This is a genomic window from Methylovirgula ligni (assembly GCF_004135935.1).
GTDB lineage: Bacteria > Pseudomonadota > Alphaproteobacteria > Rhizobiales > Beijerinckiaceae > Methylovirgula > Methylovirgula ligni.
In genome coordinates this window covers 2,675,457-2,691,495 of record NZ_CP025086.1, presented here as the reverse complement: position 1 = coordinate 2,691,495, position 16,039 = coordinate 2,675,457, and the positions used below count along the sequence as shown (strand labels likewise).

The 16,039-nt window shown below is 63.0% G+C and carries 11 protein-coding genes; 5 read left to right on the top strand and 6 right to left on the bottom strand.

What is annotated here, in order from left to right:
• Nucleotides 1–639: a ParA family protein gene (locus CWB41_RS12915; protein WP_115837526.1), complete on the top strand. Its 639-nt coding sequence runs from the start codon at nt 1–3 to the stop codon at nt 637–639.
• Here the strand turns inward: CWB41_RS12915 and CWB41_RS12910 are convergent.
• Entirely contained in the window at nt 636–1,388 is a 753-nt protein-coding gene (locus tag CWB41_RS12910) for a hypothetical protein (RefSeq protein ID WP_115837527.1), read from the bottom strand. The two genes, CWB41_RS12915 and CWB41_RS12910, sit on opposite strands and share 4 nt — an antisense overlap.
• A gap of 145 nt (nt 1,389–1,533) precedes the next feature.
• Nucleotides 1,534–2,355: an indole-3-glycerol phosphate synthase TrpC gene (locus CWB41_RS12905; RefSeq protein WP_165204333.1), complete on the bottom strand. Its 822-nt coding sequence runs from the start codon at nt 2,353–2,355 to the stop codon at nt 1,534–1,536.
• 353 nt (nt 2,356–2,708) lie between these two features.
• On the opposite strand from CWB41_RS12905, the gene tyrS reads away from it, so the two are divergent.
• The gene (tyrS, locus tag CWB41_RS12900; RefSeq protein WP_115837529.1) at nt 2,709–3,971 is read left to right on the top strand and encodes a tyrosine--tRNA ligase; all 1,263 of its coding nucleotides are present in this window, start codon (nt 2,709–2,711) and stop codon (nt 3,969–3,971) included.
• Nucleotides 3,972–4,013: 42 nt separating this feature from the next.
• Here tyrS and CWB41_RS12895 read toward each other — a convergent pair whose 3' ends face one another.
• A complete protein-coding gene (locus CWB41_RS12895; protein WP_115837530.1) occupies nt 4,014–7,643 on the bottom strand; it encodes a YhdP family protein in 3,630 nt (1,209 codons plus the stop codon).
• A gap of 143 nt (nt 7,644–7,786) precedes the next feature.
• Here CWB41_RS12895 and bcp point away from each other — a divergent pair, with 143 nt between their 5' ends.
• From bcp to CWB41_RS16480, 3 genes are all read left to right on the top strand, one after another.
• Complete coding sequence (bcp, locus tag CWB41_RS12890) at nt 7,787–8,260, top strand: thioredoxin-dependent thiol peroxidase (RefSeq protein WP_115837531.1); 474 nt, start codon at nt 7,787–7,789, stop codon at nt 8,258–8,260.
• An 81-nt stretch (nt 8,261–8,341) separates the two neighbouring features.
• Nucleotides 8,342–9,718, top strand: a complete 1,377-nt coding sequence (locus tag CWB41_RS12885) for a peptidoglycan DD-metalloendopeptidase family protein (RefSeq protein WP_115837532.1) — start codon at nt 8,342–8,344, stop codon at nt 9,716–9,718.
• Nucleotides 9,719–10,468: 750 nt separating this feature from the next.
• Nucleotides 10,469–10,591, top strand: coding sequence for a hypothetical protein (locus CWB41_RS16480; RefSeq protein ID WP_281024159.1), 123 nt, complete (start codon nt 10,469–10,471; stop codon nt 10,589–10,591).
• Here the strand turns inward: CWB41_RS16480 and dprA are convergent.
• The 3 genes from dprA to dnaE all read right to left on the bottom strand — a co-directional run bounded on the left by dprA (nt 10,583) and on the right by dnaE (nt 16,018).
• The gene (gene dprA, locus CWB41_RS12880; RefSeq protein WP_115837534.1) at nt 10,583–11,812 is read right to left on the bottom strand and encodes a DNA-processing protein DprA; all 1,230 of its coding nucleotides are present in this window, start codon (nt 11,810–11,812) and stop codon (nt 10,583–10,585) included. The genes CWB41_RS16480 and dprA overlap by 9 nt on opposite strands.
• Nucleotides 11,809–12,411, bottom strand: a complete 603-nt coding sequence (plsY, locus tag CWB41_RS12875) for a glycerol-3-phosphate 1-O-acyltransferase PlsY (RefSeq protein ID WP_115837535.1) — start codon at nt 12,409–12,411, stop codon at nt 11,809–11,811. The genes dprA and plsY overlap by 4 nt, the downstream gene beginning before the upstream one ends.
• A 76-nt stretch (nt 12,412–12,487) precedes the next feature.
• Nucleotides 12,488–16,018, bottom strand: coding sequence for a DNA polymerase III subunit alpha (gene dnaE, locus CWB41_RS12870; protein WP_115837536.1), 3,531 nt, complete (start codon nt 16,016–16,018; stop codon nt 12,488–12,490).
• Between the last annotated feature and the right edge of the window lie 21 nt (nt 16,019–16,039).

The following is a 16,039-nucleotide window of genomic DNA, read 5'->3' as shown; positions in this document are numbered from 1 at the left end:
ATGAAGAAAGAACTCAGCCTCGTTGCCTTCGTCGGGCAGAAGGGCGGCGTCGGCAAAAGCAGCCTCGCGCGCCTTCTCGCCGTCGCGGCGGCGCGCGCGGGCCACAAGGTTCTGCTCGCCGATTTCGACCTTGAGCAATTGACTTGCGTCGAATGGAATGCCGCGCGTCTGCGCCGCAATATTGAGCCCGAAATCGATACGCGCGCGTTCAAAAGCCTGAAAAAGCTGCGCAAGACCGAAGAGAATTTCGATCTCATCGTCGCCGATACACGCGGCCTCGCCGACGATCTGACGAAAGAGGTCGCGGAGGAAAGCTCCGTCGTCTTTCTGCCGACCGGCACGTCGGAGGACGATCTGCGCCCCACCCTCGCCCTTGCCCGCCGCCTCGCCCGTCAGGGCGCCGAGGGCAAGATTGCCCTGATCCTGTCGAAGACCGGCCGCTCCGAACGCCAGATCGCGCAGGCGCAGCAGAAGATCGAGACGGAGGGCTTCCCGCTCCTGCCCGCCGCCTGGGGCCTGCGCGATGGCCTGCAATCCGAATTCGACCACGGCGGCACCGGGCTCGAAGCCGCGAACCATTACCTACGCGAGATTGCCGAGAGCGCCAGCGGCGCCATGCTCAAACGGGTGTTCGGCTAGTTCCGCCGTGCCAGCGAGCGCAGGAAGCCTTCGTACTCCTCGGTCAATTCCATATCGACCGCCGGGGCGAGCCGAAGCAGCGCATTGGCGATGAAGGGCTGGTCGTTGCGGGCATCTTCCAGCACGTCGCGCAGAACGGGCACGCTATCCTCGATATGCGCGAGGAAGGCGACGCCTTTCTCCAAAGTCTCGTTCCAGCGCTCGCGCGTCCATTTCGCGAGCGGATACATGATCTCGTGATTGAAGTTGGACTTGCGCGCCTTTTCGAAGAAACGCAGGCCGTTGCTCCAGTTTTCCTTGGCGCGCAAAGGCGGCGGCGGAATGTCACCGAGAAGCATTTTCTTGCCCGCCTGACCGACGAAATCCTCAAGCGTCACCGGCGCGTCGATCTGGCCGCGGAAATACCAAAGCGCCGACGCGCCGGGAAAATCCTTGCCCATGCTTTCAAGCAGCGCCGCCTCGACCTTGTCGATCGCCGGCTTGTCACCCTTGAGCGCCGCCGTCATGCAGAAGGCAAAGAGGGCATCATTGCCGATCTCATGCACATTGCCCTTGCGCAGGTCTTCGGGCGTCAGCTTCGGCGTCAGTCCATCAGCCGGCACTTGCGCCTCGCCAAGCCGCTGCGCCGAGATGAAATTGGTAATCTCCAGCCAGCCCACGATGTTGGCGATGAAAGAATCGGGATCGACATAGACGATCGCCAGATTGAGCGGTTCCTTGCGTTTCCTCAGTTCCGCCATATCCGTCATCGGCCCGACGCGCTCCTTTGTAACCTTTCGCGCAAAACATGACGCATCTCCGACACAGCAAAGTGTCTGAGAAGGTTCACGCTTCGATCATCGCAAGGTCAGCAATATGGGTGCCAGCCCTCAGATCGCGATAAGGCGCGGAGGATCAGTCCTCCAATGTCTCAACGCCAAGCGCGCGTTCGAGCACGCCGGCGGGATCGCGGTTCTTCATCAATCTGATGCCCATGAGCACGGCCTTGGCGCCGGCCGCGCCCATAGCGGCGATATCCTCGGCTGTGCCGAGATCGCCTTCCGCGACCGCGAGTGCCTTACCTGCCGAGATCTTCGGTAGCAATTCCGCGCAGGTGCCGGGCTTGAGTTCAAAGGTGTGAATGTCGCGGTTCGTCACGGCGATGAGTTTGGCGCCCGCGGCAAGGGCACGATCGAGTTCGTCCACTGTATGGACCTCGACGAAGGCATCGAGCGCCACCGCCGTCGCGCGTTGAATGAATTCCGGCAATTCGTCACCGAGCAGCGCAACGGAGAGAGTGATCGCGTCGGCGCCGACGTGACGCGCCTCAAGCACCTGATAAAGATCGATCACGATGTCGCGCGCCAGGATCGGAATATGCACAGCCTGACTGACGGTCGCCAGATCGGCGATGGACCCGGCAAAGGCTTTTCTCTCGATCGCGACGGAAAGGCATACCGCACCGACAGCTTCGAAATCCTCACCGAAATCGCGGTAATTGACCGGCCGGCGGAAATTCGTTTCGAAAGGCGACGCTCCCTTGATCTCGGCGATGACGCCGGGCTCGCCCTTCGCAACGAAATGCGCCGCCAAGACACTGGCAAAGCCGCGCGTGATCGGCATTTCGCCGATCTTGCCTTGCAACTGGCCGATGGAGCGCTTGGCTTTCGCCTTTTTCAGGTCTTCGAGACGTTGCGCGACGAAGGGCTGCAGCAGGCTCCCTTCAGGAAGATTCATGTTCGCGCTCCGGATTCTGACGCTGTCTGGACGGCATTCTTTTTGCTGAACCGAATGTGCAGAATCCGGGCCAGGAGCGGCCATGTTTACCCGCGTGTGCAAAGCCGACACCGTTGCCGAGGGCGGGATGCGGCTCGTCATCGCCGACAAGCATCTCAGGAAAGCGCGCTCGCCGAATATCCGCTGTGGGTCGAAGAAGGGATTGTCTATATCGATACGCTCGGCATCACACCGCTTTTCGCGCCGCCTTAGGCCGCCCCCGCTGGCAGGAACATGGTTAGGGCGCGCCTGCTCTTGACGCGGCGCCGCCGGGGGTTAGTTTCGCGGCGCATTTCCCAATCGCGCAGGTGCCCGTGTCCGAAGCCTTCCGCCCCACGTCCGATTTTCTTCGCGTGCTCTCAACGCGGGGCTTCCTGCACCAGTGCTCGGACCTTGCGGGGCTCGACGCGAAGGCGAAGAGCGGCGATCTTGTCGCCTATATCGGCTTCGATTGCACAGCGTCCTCGCTGCATGTGGGCTCGCTCGTCCAGATCATGATGCTGCGCTGGTTGCAGAAGACCGGCGGCAAGCCGATCGCATTGATGGGCGGCGGCACGACGCGCGTCGGCGACCCCTCGGGCAAGGACGAGAGCCGCAAACTGCTGACGGACGAGACCATCGAGGCCAATAAAGCCGGGATCAAACAGGTCTTCTCAAAATTCCTGACCTTCGGCGCGGCCAAACACGACGCGATCATGGCCGACAATGCCGATTGGTTGCTCGGGCTCAACTACATCGACTTTTTGCGCGACATCGGCCGGCATTTCTCGGTCAACCGCATGCTGGCGATGGATTCGGTCAAGCTGCGGCTCGATCGCGAGCACGAGCTCTCTTTCCTCGAATTCAATTACATGTGCCTGCAGGCTTATGATTTCGTCGAGCTCAGCCGGCGTCATGGCGTCACGCTGCAGATGGGCGGCTCCGATCAATGGGGCAATATCATCACCGGCATCGACCTTGGCCGCCGGCTCGGCACGCCGCAGCTTTATGCGTTGACGTCGCCGCTGCTCGCGACCGCCTCCGGCGCCAAGATGGGTAAGACGGCGCAGGGCGCGGTCTGGCTCGATGCCGACATGCTCTCCGTCTATGACTATTGGCAATATTGGCGCAATTGCGAGGATGGCGACATCGCGCGCTTCCTGAAGCTTTTCACCGAACTGCCGCTGGACGAAATTGACCGGCTCGCCGCGCTGCGCGACGCCGAGATCAACGAGGCCAAGAAGATCCTCGCGACGGAAGCAACGGCTATGGTGCATGGCCGCACCGCAGCCGAGCAAGCGGCCGAGACGGCGCGGCAGGCCTTTGAAGAAGGTATTGCCGCGGCGAGCCTGCCGAGCGTCGGCATCGCACGGCCAGAGCTTGAGGCCGGCCTTGGCGTTCTCTCGGCTTTCGTCAAAGCGGGACTGGTCGGTTCGACCGGCGAAGCGCGGCGGCAAATCAAGGGCGGCGGCCTGAAGGTCAACGATGCGACGGTGGCGGATGAGCGCGCGAATCTTGGATTGGACGACCTGATCGACGGCGCGATAAAACTCTCGCTGGGCAAGAAGAAGCACGTGCTGCTGAAGCCGGTGAATTAAGTCCCCTCTCCCATGAGCGAACGCGGAATGGGAGATTGGATTCTACTGTCTCCCGTCCGCGCCCGGTGGCGGAGGCGCCTCAGATTCGCTGTCGGGATTGGTCAGATCGATCGAGCCGAAGATTTTGCGCAGGATGCCGGGCGCGATTGAGAAAGGGTTGATGTTCAGCGTCGGTTGCCGCGGCGAACCCACGATATGATAATTGATGGCGAAGAGTCCTTCGTTCGAACCTCCGGCGAGCAAGCCGAAAAACGGAATTTTCGTGAAGAAATTGTTCACGTCATAGGCCGGGACGAATGTGCCCTGAAGATCAACGCGGCTTGCTGCGAAATCGAGCCAGCCATTGGCGGTGACGCCGATTTGCGAGCCGTAAATCACGCCGTCGCTGATATCGAGGCGGCCCTCGGCGCGCTGAAAGTTCACCTGCAATTTGCGGAAGGAAACAGCGTCCGGGTCGAAGGCCGGCTCGCCGGTCCGGGTGTTGCGCGGCACGCCTTCGGAGACGAGGCGGCGCAAGGCCGGCTCGTCCGCAAGAACGAAGTTTTTGACGATCAGCGAGCCTGCCATCGCGTCGTGGCCGAGACGCATCTCGACATTCAAAACCCCGCCCTTCATGTGTTTATAGAGATCGATAAAGGCCAGCAGGCCGCCGGCGTTGTCGGTCGTCAGGTCGAGCTGGGGTGCCGGTGAATCGGCGTGATCGAGATGGCCGACGATCGTCGATTGACGGCCCATGCGGGCGGTGAGCGCGAACTGTTTCAGCGTGTCACTATTTTTGACGAGATGCAGGTCGACATTGCTCATCGCGACCTTGTTGAAGCCGACGAGGCTTTCCGCCTTCATCGCGACATCGATGTTGAGATCCGTCGTCGTCTTTGCGAGCAGCCGCGCGGCCTGTTTGCCTTTCGCCGCGTGAGATGGGGCTTCGTCGGCCCCTTTGTCTTCGGCGTGAGTCAGCGTCAGGGTTTTCAGAAACGGCCGCCCATCGAAGGAGACGGCGTGGATGACGACCTTGACCGTGTCCGCAGCTTTGCTGAGATCCACTCTCGCATCATCACCCGGCGAGAGTTTGACCTGCGTCAGATGCGCGGAAAACTGCGAAGGATCGTCGGGCGTGCCAATCTTGACCGATCCCTTAATCGATGCGCCGCCCGCATCGACGACGAGCTGATCGAGTGTCGTCGTGTGATCGTCGTTGGCGGATAATTCGAAGCTGGCTTTTCCAGGCCGGCCGGCGGGCTTGACGATGCCGAGGCCGTCGATTTCGGCGCGAGCCAGATCGAGATCGATCTGCGCTTTAACGGGGCCGGGCGCGCCGAGCGGCGCGGTAATGCGCATGCCGATGGGGCCGGAAAGGCCGGGCAGCACGGCTAGGCCCTGCTTGGCGCGGGCGGCGTCGTCCATCTCCATGGAGACGACTGCCTTGCCGTAGGGCGCGCCGACCGGCCGGGTGACATCGATGTCGGCGAGGCCGCCAAGGCAATGGCCTTTGCCCCAGGCGTGCAGACCGTCGTTATTGACGCTCACCCTGAGCGTGGCGTCGGTGAGGTCCTGGTTGCCGAGCAGCTTCTGGGCCGAGAATTGCGTCGTTGTGGAATCGACGCTGAGCTTGAAGTCTCTCTTCGGATCGGCGCCGGGACCGAGCCGCAGGAGAATGCCAAGCTGTCCGTCGATCTGGCCGCTGATCTGGGTAGTATCGACCGGCAGCGAGACGAAGGGCTTCAAGGCGTCGAGGTTAAGCAGCGCCCCGACGGCGCGAATATCGCCTGTCACACGGGCGGAAAACTCCGCCGGGGTTGGCCTTATCTCGGCGTGGTCGATGTGGAACCCGCCCTCGGACAAGGTCAGCACACCGACGGAACCGACCTGCATATGCCCGCTCGTCGCGGTGAAGGTCGAGGTGCGGCCGGTGATATGGCCGGAGCCTTCGACGCCGTCGAGCGGCGGCACGCCCTTGAGGAAGGTGAGCGAGCCGTTGGAGACGGCGAAGTCGATCGCGAGGGCCGGATTCGGTGGCGGATATTGATGATGCATGTGATCGATCATCGCCGCGTCGAAATTCATCCGCAGCGTGCCGTGCGTGATGATCCCGCCTTTGACATGCTCCAGGAACCACATGCGAATGTCGGCTGCCATGAAGGCGGGCCAGAGCCGCATCACGATTTTCGCCGGTGTCGGCGAAAGCGAAGCACCCATGCTCATATGCGGCCCGTTCTTCCAATCGACCGCGCCCGCCATGGCGAAACCGTTGTTGGGTCCGCTGAAGGCCAGACGATCGATATGGAACGTCTTGTTGTCGAGGGCGAGACGGCCCTGGAAATCGATATGGTCGAAGAAGATCTGGTCTTCGCCCGGCCGCTCTGCACCATAGACGCCGCGCTTCGAATTGGTGAGGCCGATCAGCCAGTCATCGCCCTCGCGCACTGGCGGCGTGATAGCGCCGTGCAGGGTGAGGTCGGTTCCCCCGGTCCGAACCTGCGCATTGTCGACGACCATCTGGCGGGCCGCACCGTCCCAGTGAAAGGCGGTATCGATTGAATCGATCAGCCGCGGTTCATCGTTGGGATCGTCGAAACGCAAATAGCCGGGATCGAAATGCAGGCTGCCGCTGGCGTCGGTCAGTTGATTCTTCGGATCGATCGCGACGGTCAGGTGGCTCGACACCGGCATATCGAAATCCGCGCCAATATTGCGGGCGCCGCTGACAAGTGAAATCTCGTCGATGGAGATATTCTTGAAATTGAAATCGAGCCGTCTTGCCGCGCCGGGCTTGCCAGCGGCGCGCGCGGAAACCGACCAGGGACCATTCGGGCCCTGCGCCGAAAGATCGAGATTGGTGCCTCCTCCGGTCTTGGCGAGCGAAAGCTGGAGGCCCTCGTAGAGCTTCGTTTCGTTGTTGAGTTCGTCTTCGATGACGAAGCGGCCCTGCGAAATCGCGACGCGATCGATTTTCGCCAGTGGACCCGTCGGCCGCGTCGCAATGTCGATCAAGAGCCGCAGCGCGGCGGCGATGCGCTTCATCGCCAGCGAGCGCGGCCGCGCCGCGCCGGCAAGCGGCGGCAGTTCGGGCGCCACTGGTGCCGAGGCGCCTGGCGTCGCCATCGCCGCCGTCAGCGAGCTGACGAGCAGGCTTTGCTGCTTGCCATTGCCCGCCGAGACGGCCAGCGAGCCATCCGGCCGCAAGGCGAGGCGTACCTCTACGCCGAAGATTTCGAGCCGGGTCGGCACCACCTTGCCATAGATGAGCGAAATGAGATCGACGGAGATCTCGGCATGCGGCGCCGAAAGGATCGTCGCGCCTTCACGGTTTTCAAGGATCAGATTGTCGATCGCGAGCGTCGGGCCGAGCCCATGCGTCGTGACCGACAAGCCGCCGAGTTTGAACGCATAATCGGGGGCGACCTTCTCGTTGAGCGCCTGCGTGATGCGCGGCCCGAGGCCCGCCAGGGCGATCGGGCCCTTGGCCAGATAAAGCCCCAGAAGGGTGGCGGCAATCACGCTGATCAGGACGAGGCTGCCGCGCGAACCGACAAGCCGGCGCGTCAGCCAGATGAGAAGCGTGAATTGCGGTCGCAGGGGGCTGCGCAGTACAGCGGGAGCATGCATTTCGCGCCGGACGAGGGCATCCCTGGTCTCGCGCACGCCGCCAATATCGTCGCTGTGATCGACCAAACCGGAAGTGGCCCTTCGGCAACAGACTGAACTGGAAAGCCGATTCGTACCCGAATATAGGTGGCTTGTCGAAACTCCACGCGCTCGACTGGCCCCGGCTCGCGTAAGCGTTTGCCGTTTAATGAGACGAAAGGAAGGCGGAAATGAGCGGCAGCCCTGGCCCCGGCGACAAGGCCCCGGATTTTAAACTTCCGGACGATTCCGGCACCGTCCGAACGCTCAAATCCTTCGCCGGAAAAAAGCTCGTGCTTTATTTCTATCCGAAGGACAATACGACCGGCTGCACCCGCGAGGCCATCGATTTCAGCGGGCTCAAAAGCGGCTTCGCCAAAGCCGGGGCTACGGTCGTCGGCGTGTCTCCGGACTCGGTCGCGAGCCACGCCAAATTCAAGACCAAGCACGCACTCGATCTTGAACTGATCTCCGATGAATCGAGAGCCATGCTGGAAGCCTACGGCGTCTGGGCGGAGAAGAGTCTCTACGGGCGCAAATACATGGGCGTCGAGCGCACAACCTTTCTGATCGCGGCCGATGGAAAAATCGCCCAGGTCTGGCGCAAGGTGAAAGTACCGGACCACGCAGCGGCCGTGCTCGCGGCGGCGCAGACCCTCGCCTGAGACCAGATATCTTTAAGGAATATTAACCTTAACACAGTCCTATCAGGAGTGTTTTTCCCTCGAAATTGGTTGGGTCTGGTGATGCACGCCCGTCACGCTCAAGCTGGCCATAAGCCTCACCACCGTCTCCTTCTGACATTTGCCTATCGCGCCCATGCCCGCACATTGACGATCCCGCGCTTTGCCGCCTTTGTCGTGTTTCTGCTGATCCCGGTTGCCGCGGTGATTTATCTTGCAGCGACCTGCTATCTGATTTTCCACGACGACGTGCTGGCGGGGCTGATGCAGCATCAGGCCGACATGCAATACGCCTATGAAGACCGCATCGCGGCACTGAAGCGCGACGTCGAGAACATCAATCAGCGATCCGCAAGCGACGCCGCCGATTTCGCCGAGCGCCTGCGCGACTTCTCGCGGCGCCAGGATCAGGTTGAGAGCCGCACCGCTCTGCTGGCCACTTTCGCCGCCGAAGCGAAGCAAATGCACTTTCCCGCCGACGCGGACACGCCTGGTGCGGTCGATCCTGCTCCGACGGCGGCCATTTCGCCCTCCTCCGCGCCACCCGCCACGGCGGCCGGCTTTGCCGCGCCGGACCCGCCGCTTGATGGCAAGCCGCACCCGGCGGGCTTCGACCTGAGGCTCCAGGATGGCGCCCATCCGGCAACTTTGCCCTTCAGCACCAGCGACGCGGCCCCGGCCGACGAGAATGCGACGCAATCACCCAACAGCCTCGCGCATGATCTTGCTGCCCGCTACCAGCGCACGGAGGCGACCGATCTCGCCCTCCTCGCGACGCTTGAGCGTCCGGCCGACCGGCTGAAACGCCGCGTCCACGATACGCTCGCCGCTGTCGGACTCTCCGCCAGCCGCTTCCATGTCGGCGATCACGCGCCATACGGCAATACTGCGGGCGGCGTGGGCGGACCTTTCGTGCCGCTGCCGGTTCTCTCCGACGGCTCCGCTTTTGCGGGCGCCGCAGCGCATCTGCAAAACGCTCTTGCGACGGCGCAAGATCTTGAAGCCGTTCTGCCGCATATTCCGTTGAAAGCACCACTGCCCGGCGAGCTTGAGGTGACTTCACCCTTCGGCCCGCGCATCGATCCCTTCTTCGGCCGCCCGGCTTTGCACACGGGCGTCGATCTGCATGGCGCCTATGGCGATTCGGTTCGCGCCACCGCGCCGGGGCGCGTCAGCTTCGCAGGCTCCATGGGCGGCTACGGCAATCTTGTCGAGATCGACAACGGCAACGGTCTGGCGACGCGCTATGCGCATCTCTCCAGCATCGACGTCACGGTGGGAGAAAGCGTCGCGGCTGGCAGCGTTGTCGGTCATATCGGCGATACCGGCCGCGCCACAGGCCCGCATCTGCATTATGAAGTACGAATCGATGGCGAGCCCGTCGATCCCGAGCGATTCCTGCACGCAGGGCAAACCCTCGCCGCCAACCTCGCGCTTTGAGCGGTGCACATTTCCGGCGCGCCTGAATGCCGGCGCTTGCAGCTCATCGCAACGCTTTGAAAAATCACAGATCATCGCCGCAACGCGGCAATGATTTCGGCGGAACTCCTTTTGTTGCTGGCAATTGTCCCGCGCATCCAACAGAAGGAGATGTGCTATGAAATTCCTTGTGCTTGCAGCAGCTCTCTCGCTTGCATCGCCTGGCTTGTGTTTGGCGCAGACCAGCATGCCGAGCACCAATCCAGACGCGCATTCCAAGCCTTCCACCTCACCGCAACAGCCGGTCGGCTCGAACATGACTGAACAGGGACAGGCAAAGCCCTGCTCCGACCAGGCGAGCGGCACGAGCGATCGCACCGGCGGTAGCGGCCACACTTCGACTGCATCCGGGGGCGCCGACAGCAACCCTAGCGGGAAAGTCGGCTCTGGTAGCTGCTAAAACCGCTATCGCATAAAGAAATATATTTTCCCTTGCCGGGCTCTTTGCCCGGCAAGTACTTATTTGCCCGAACAGTCCCTAAGTATTTATCCTTATGTAAAATAAGGACGTTGACACGCTTAGTCATTATGTACAACTAATGCGTGTATACAGAGCTTACTCAGCTTCCCGGAGCCAATATGTGTAGCGACAGGCCTTCGCGGTTGCGCAGACCCGTGCCGAAAGTGCGTCAAAAGAAAACAGAGGGTTCTTCAGTTTCCGGCCAGCATTCACCCGAAACCGTTGCGGGCGTCGCTGACTACATTGCTAACATGTCCGCGGAGCTTGCGACCCTCGCCGGCGGCGCGGACCTCGAGACCTTGTCCTATCTCCTGAACCTGGCGCGGCTCGAAGCCGAATCGCATGTGCCCAAGCTCAACGAACCGTCAAACTGAGCCCGTCAGACTGACCAGATCGCCGCCGCTGCGGACGAGTTTTCCTGACAATTCCAGTTCAAGAAGAATCGCACGTGTTTCGCCCGTCGATAGATTTGCGCTGCGCGCGAGTTCGTCGACCGAGACCGGCGATGGGCCGAGCAAAGTAACGAGTCGCGCCTGTGGCGACTGTCCGCCGGCTGTATCAGTCGCGTCGCCTTCCGGCGGCGAATCAAGCGACTGGGCGCCCTCGCCCTGAGCGCGCGGCATGGCCACACCCTCCAGCAGATCAAGTTCATCCCATAAAAGCGCGTCGAACGGTCCGCCGCTCACGCCTTCTGACAAACCAGGGGTTGGCACCTCAACAATTTGCCGCGCCAGCCCCTCAATCACGTCCACGACCGATGTGCAGAGCGTTGCTCCGTCGCGAATCAATTGATTTGTGCCTTCGGCGCGCGGATCGAGCGGCGACCCCGGAACGGCGAAGACCTCGCGCCCCTGCTCGCTGGCGAATCGCGCGGTGATGAGCGAACCGGAGCGGTGCGCCGCCTCGACAATCACGACTCCATCCGCAAGCCCCGAAATGATGCGGTTGCGGCGCGGGAAATCGCGGCCGCGCGCCTCCCAGCCGAACGGCATTTCGCTGATCGCCGCGCCATGCTCCAGCAGCGATTCAAGCAGCGGCGCGTGTTCGGCCGGATAGATTTTATCGAGGCCGCCGGCCAGAACCGCGATCGAGCCGTTCGCGCAACTCGTCCTGTGCGCGCGCTGATCGATGCCGCGGGCGAGACCAGAGACGATGACAAAGCCAGCCTCGGCCAGCCCGCGCACCAGTCGCTCGGTGAAGGCGAGCCCCGCCGCCGAGGCATTGCGCGAACCGACGACCGCGACCGCCGGACGCTGAAACGCCGGCAGATGGCCGCGCAGGGCGACGAGGGGCGGCGCCGCGTCGATCCTGAAGAGGCGTGCAGGATAATCGGCTTCGCCGAAAGCCGCGAAGGTCGTGCCATAGCGGGCGGCGGCGTCAAATTCGCGCGCGATATCCTCGACTTTTGCAATCTTCACCGCGCGGCCACGCGGCATCAGCCGGGGTAGCGCCTCCAGCGCCCCGCGCGCGCCGCCATAGCGATGGACGAGCGCATGAAAAGTGCGCGGGCCGATGTTCTCGCTCCGCCAGAGCCGCAGCCAATCGAAACGCTGCGCGTCAGAAAGTTTGACACTCCCCGCCGCGCCGCCGCTCATGCCTCTTCCGCCGCCGCCTTCGCGCCGATCTTCGATTCCGTCCCGGCAAGCAGCCGCGCGATATTGGCGCGATGCAGCCACCACACCAGCGCGGTCAGCAGGCCATAGAGAATGGCAATGTCGCGACGCCCGTCAACGACCAGCGCGAGCGGCGTCGCCGCGCTCGCGACCAGCGCAGCGGCCGAGGAATAGCGTGTCACCGCCGCCACCGCGAGCCAGACAACGACAAAGACCAGCGCCACGTGCCAATCGAGCCCGAAGAGACAGCCGAGAAAAACCGCGACCCCCTTGCCGCCGCGAAAGCCAAGCCAGACCGGAAAAACGTGGCCGAGAAAGGCCCCCGCCGCAGCGAAGAGCGGCGGCACGCCGGGCGCGAGCGCTGCGACGATCAGTACCGCCGCGAGGCCCTTGAGCGCGTCAAGGAGCAGCGTCGCCGCCGCGAGATCCTTGCGACCCGTACGCAACACATTGGTCGCGCCGATATTGCCGGAGCCGATGCTGCGCAGATCGGCCGTGCCGGCAAAACGCGTCAACACGAGGCCAAAGGGAATTGACCCGCACAAATATCCGAAGACAAGCGCCAACAAAGAATTCAGCACGGCCGCGCCCCCAAAAACGGCGCCAAACTAGCCGGACGATGATGTCGCGGCAACCGGCGCGGCGACAATCGCAGGCTCACACATATTCGACGTTGAGGATGCCCGGAATCGTCTTCAGCGACGAGGCGACATTGGCGTTGGCGGGATATCTGCCAGGCAATTTCACCTCGACTTCGCCGCCGCCCGTCATCAGGACGAGCGAAACCTCGCCATCGCCCCGCCCGGCGAGGCCGCGGACGATCGAGGGCAGCGGCGCGGGATCACGGAGGAAGACACGCAGCCCCTTTTGCCGGCGGCTCGCCGCCTGATCGAGCGGCTCAACGGAGATGATGCGCGCGCGCACATCCTCGCCTTCGACACTTGCCTGCAACGCGACGAGAACCGCCGCACCTTTCTCCAAAAACTCGCGGTATTGATTGAGCCCTTCCTGAAACAGGATAGCTTCATATTGGCCGGATTGATCCGACAATTGCACGATGCCCATCTTGCTGCCGGAACGGGTGCGCCGCTCCTGCCGGTCGAGAACGACGGCGGCGAGACGATCGGCGGAAGCCCCCTGCTTCACCGCCCGGGCAAAATCGCTCCAGCGCCGCACGCGCAGCCGTTGAAGCACGGCGCCGTAAGCATCGAGCGGATGGCCGGAGAGGAAGAAGCCGACGGATTCGAACTCGTGCTGCAGCCGCTCCGCCAACGACCAGCTCTCAACCTTGACGCCGGCGAGCGGGTTGACGCGCTCGGCATCAAAAAGCCCGGATTGGCCGGCGCAACGCTCGTCCTCGCGCCGATGCGCCAAAGCCAGGATCGCCTCGATCGCGCCGGCGGCGCGCGCCCGATCGGCCTCGAGCGCGTCGAAGGCGCCCGCCGCGGCGAGACATTCCAGCATGCGCTTGTTGACATCGCGGGCCGAAATCCGCTCGGCGAAATCGCCAAGATCGGCAAACGGGCGCCCGCCCCGCGCCGCGACCAGCGCAGCGGACTGGCCTTCGCCGACACCCTTGATCGCCGAGAGCGCATAAACGACGGACAAGTCGCCATCGGCATTGGCGGCGACTTCGAAATCGGCGCCGGAGCGGTTGACCGACGGCGGCTCGATCTTGACTCCGAGGCGGCGCGCCTCGTTGGCGAATTCCGATAATTTATCGGTGGCGCCTTTGTCGAGCGTCATCGACGCGGCGAGGAATTCGACGGGATAATTGGCCTTCAAATAGGCGGTCTGATAGGTCAACAGCGCATAAGGCGCCGAATGCGATTTGTTGAATCCATATTCGGCGAATTTCGCGCAGGCATCGAAGATCTTGTCCGCTTCCGCCTTTGAAAGACCGCGCTCAACCGCCCCGGAGACGAAGCGGCCGCGCTGCGCATCCATCTCGGCCTTGATCTTCTTACCCATCGCACGGCGCAGAATGTCGGCCTGCCCGAGGCTATAGCCGGCGAGGTCGCGGGCGATCTGCTGCACCTGCTCCTGATAGGTGATAACGCCGAATGTTTCCTTCAGGATCGGCTCAAGCCCGGGGTGCAGATATTCCACCGGTTCGTCACCCAGCTTGCGGGCGCAATAGACCGGAATATTCGCCATCGGCCCGGGCCGGTAGAGCGCGACAAGCGCGATCAAATCCTCGAAACGGTCGGCGCGCATATCGACAAGCGCCTTGCGCATGCCCGCGCTTTCCACCTGGAACACGCCGACCACCTCGCCGCGCCCCATCATCTCGTAGGTCTTGCGGTCGTCGAGCGGAATTTCGGCGAGATCGACGACAATGCCGCGCTGCGCCAGGAGCCGCACCGTCTTGTCGAGCACCGTCAGCGTCTTCAGGCCGAGGAAGTCGAATTTGACGAGCCCCGCGGGCTCGACCCATTTCATGTTGAACTGGGTCGCCGGCATATCCGACTTCGGATCGCGATAGAGCGGCACAAGCTCTTCGAGCGGCCGGTCGCCGATGACGATACCCGCCGCATGGGTCGAGGCATTGGAATAAAGCCCTTCGAGCGTCTCGGCGATTTTCAACATGCGCGCGACGCGCGGCTCGGCCTCCGCCGCCTCGCGCAGCCGCGGCTCGGATTCGATCGCCTGTTTCAGCGAGACCGGCGCTGCCGGATTTTGCGGCACCAGCTTGGCGAGCTTGTCGACCTGGCCGAGCGGCATTTCGAGGACGCGGCCCACGTTGCGCATGACGCCGCGCGCGAGAAAAGAGCCGAAGGTGATGATCTGCGCGACGCGATCCGCGCCGTAACGCTCGCGCACATAACGAATAACCTCGTCGCGACGGTCCTGACAGAAGTCGATGTCGAAGTCCGGCATCGATACGCGCTCGGGATTGAGGAAGCGCTCGAACAGAAGGCCGAACCGTAGCGGATCGAGATCGGTGATCGTCAACGCATAAGCCACGAGCGAACCCGCGCCGGAACCGCGTCCCGGCCCGACCGGAATGCCGTTGCGTTTGGCGTATTTGATAAAATCCGCGACGATGAGGAAATAACCGGGGAATTTCATCTTGACGATAACGTCGAGCTCGAAGGCGAGCCGCGCGCTATAGTCCGCTTCGGCGAGGCCCGGCGCCAAACCGCGCTTGGCAAGCCGGGCGGCAAGCCCCGCCTCCGCCTGACGCACGAGTTCGGCCGCCTCGGCCGCCTCATCATCCCCCGTGGCGCGGGAAAAGCGCGGCAGGATCGGTTTGCGGGTCAACGGGCGATAGGCGCAACGCAAGGCCGCTTCGACGCTATTGGCCAGGGCCTCTGGCAGATCGGCGAAAATCTCGCGCATCTCTGCCCGCGTCTTGAAACGATGTTCGGGGGTGAGCTGCCGGCGTGTCTGATCGCCAACGACAGTTCCGTCGGCGATACACAGCAAAGCATCATGCGCTTCATAATCTTCAGCGCTGGCGAAGAAGGGCTCGTTGCTGGCGATCAGCGGCAGCGAATGGCGGTAAGCGAGATCGATCAGATGCGGCTCGACGTCCCGCTCTTGCGTCAGACCGTGCCGCTGCAGCTCGACATAGAGAGTGCCGCCAAAACAGCCTTGCAGGAATTCGAGCCGCCGCGCCGCAACCTCCGGCCGCGCCAGCGCAAAACAACGGTCGAGCGGACCCTTCGGGCCGCCGGTAAGCGCAATGAGGCCGCTGCTCCGCGCCGCGAGCCGGGCAAGATGCAGATGCGGCGGGTCTCCGGGCTCCGGGTCGAGCCAGGCGCAGGAGGCCAGATGCATGAGGTTGCGATAGCCCTCATCGTCCTTCGCCAGAAGAACGACCGTGGCCCGGCCGGCCTCCGTCTCAGCCCCGCGCGGCGCAAGCTGTCCGCCATCGCCAAAATCGAGCGTGAGTGCCGCGCCGATGATCGGCTGGATGCCTTCCTTGGCGAGCTTTTCGGAAAATTCCAGCGCGCCGAAAAGATTGTTGCTGTCGGTGATCGCCAGCGCCGGCATCGCGTCGGCCATCGCCAGCTTCACCAGCCTGCCGATCGAAAGCGCGCCCTCACGCAAGGAAAACGAGCTATGGACATGGAGATGGACAAAACCGACCGCCGCCGTCACGGCGACGCCGGGCCCGGCAAGTGCGGGATCGAACCCGCCCAGGCTAGCGCCAGCACCATTTTCGGCAATCGGAAGGTCCATTACGCGCCCCGCAGCGACATG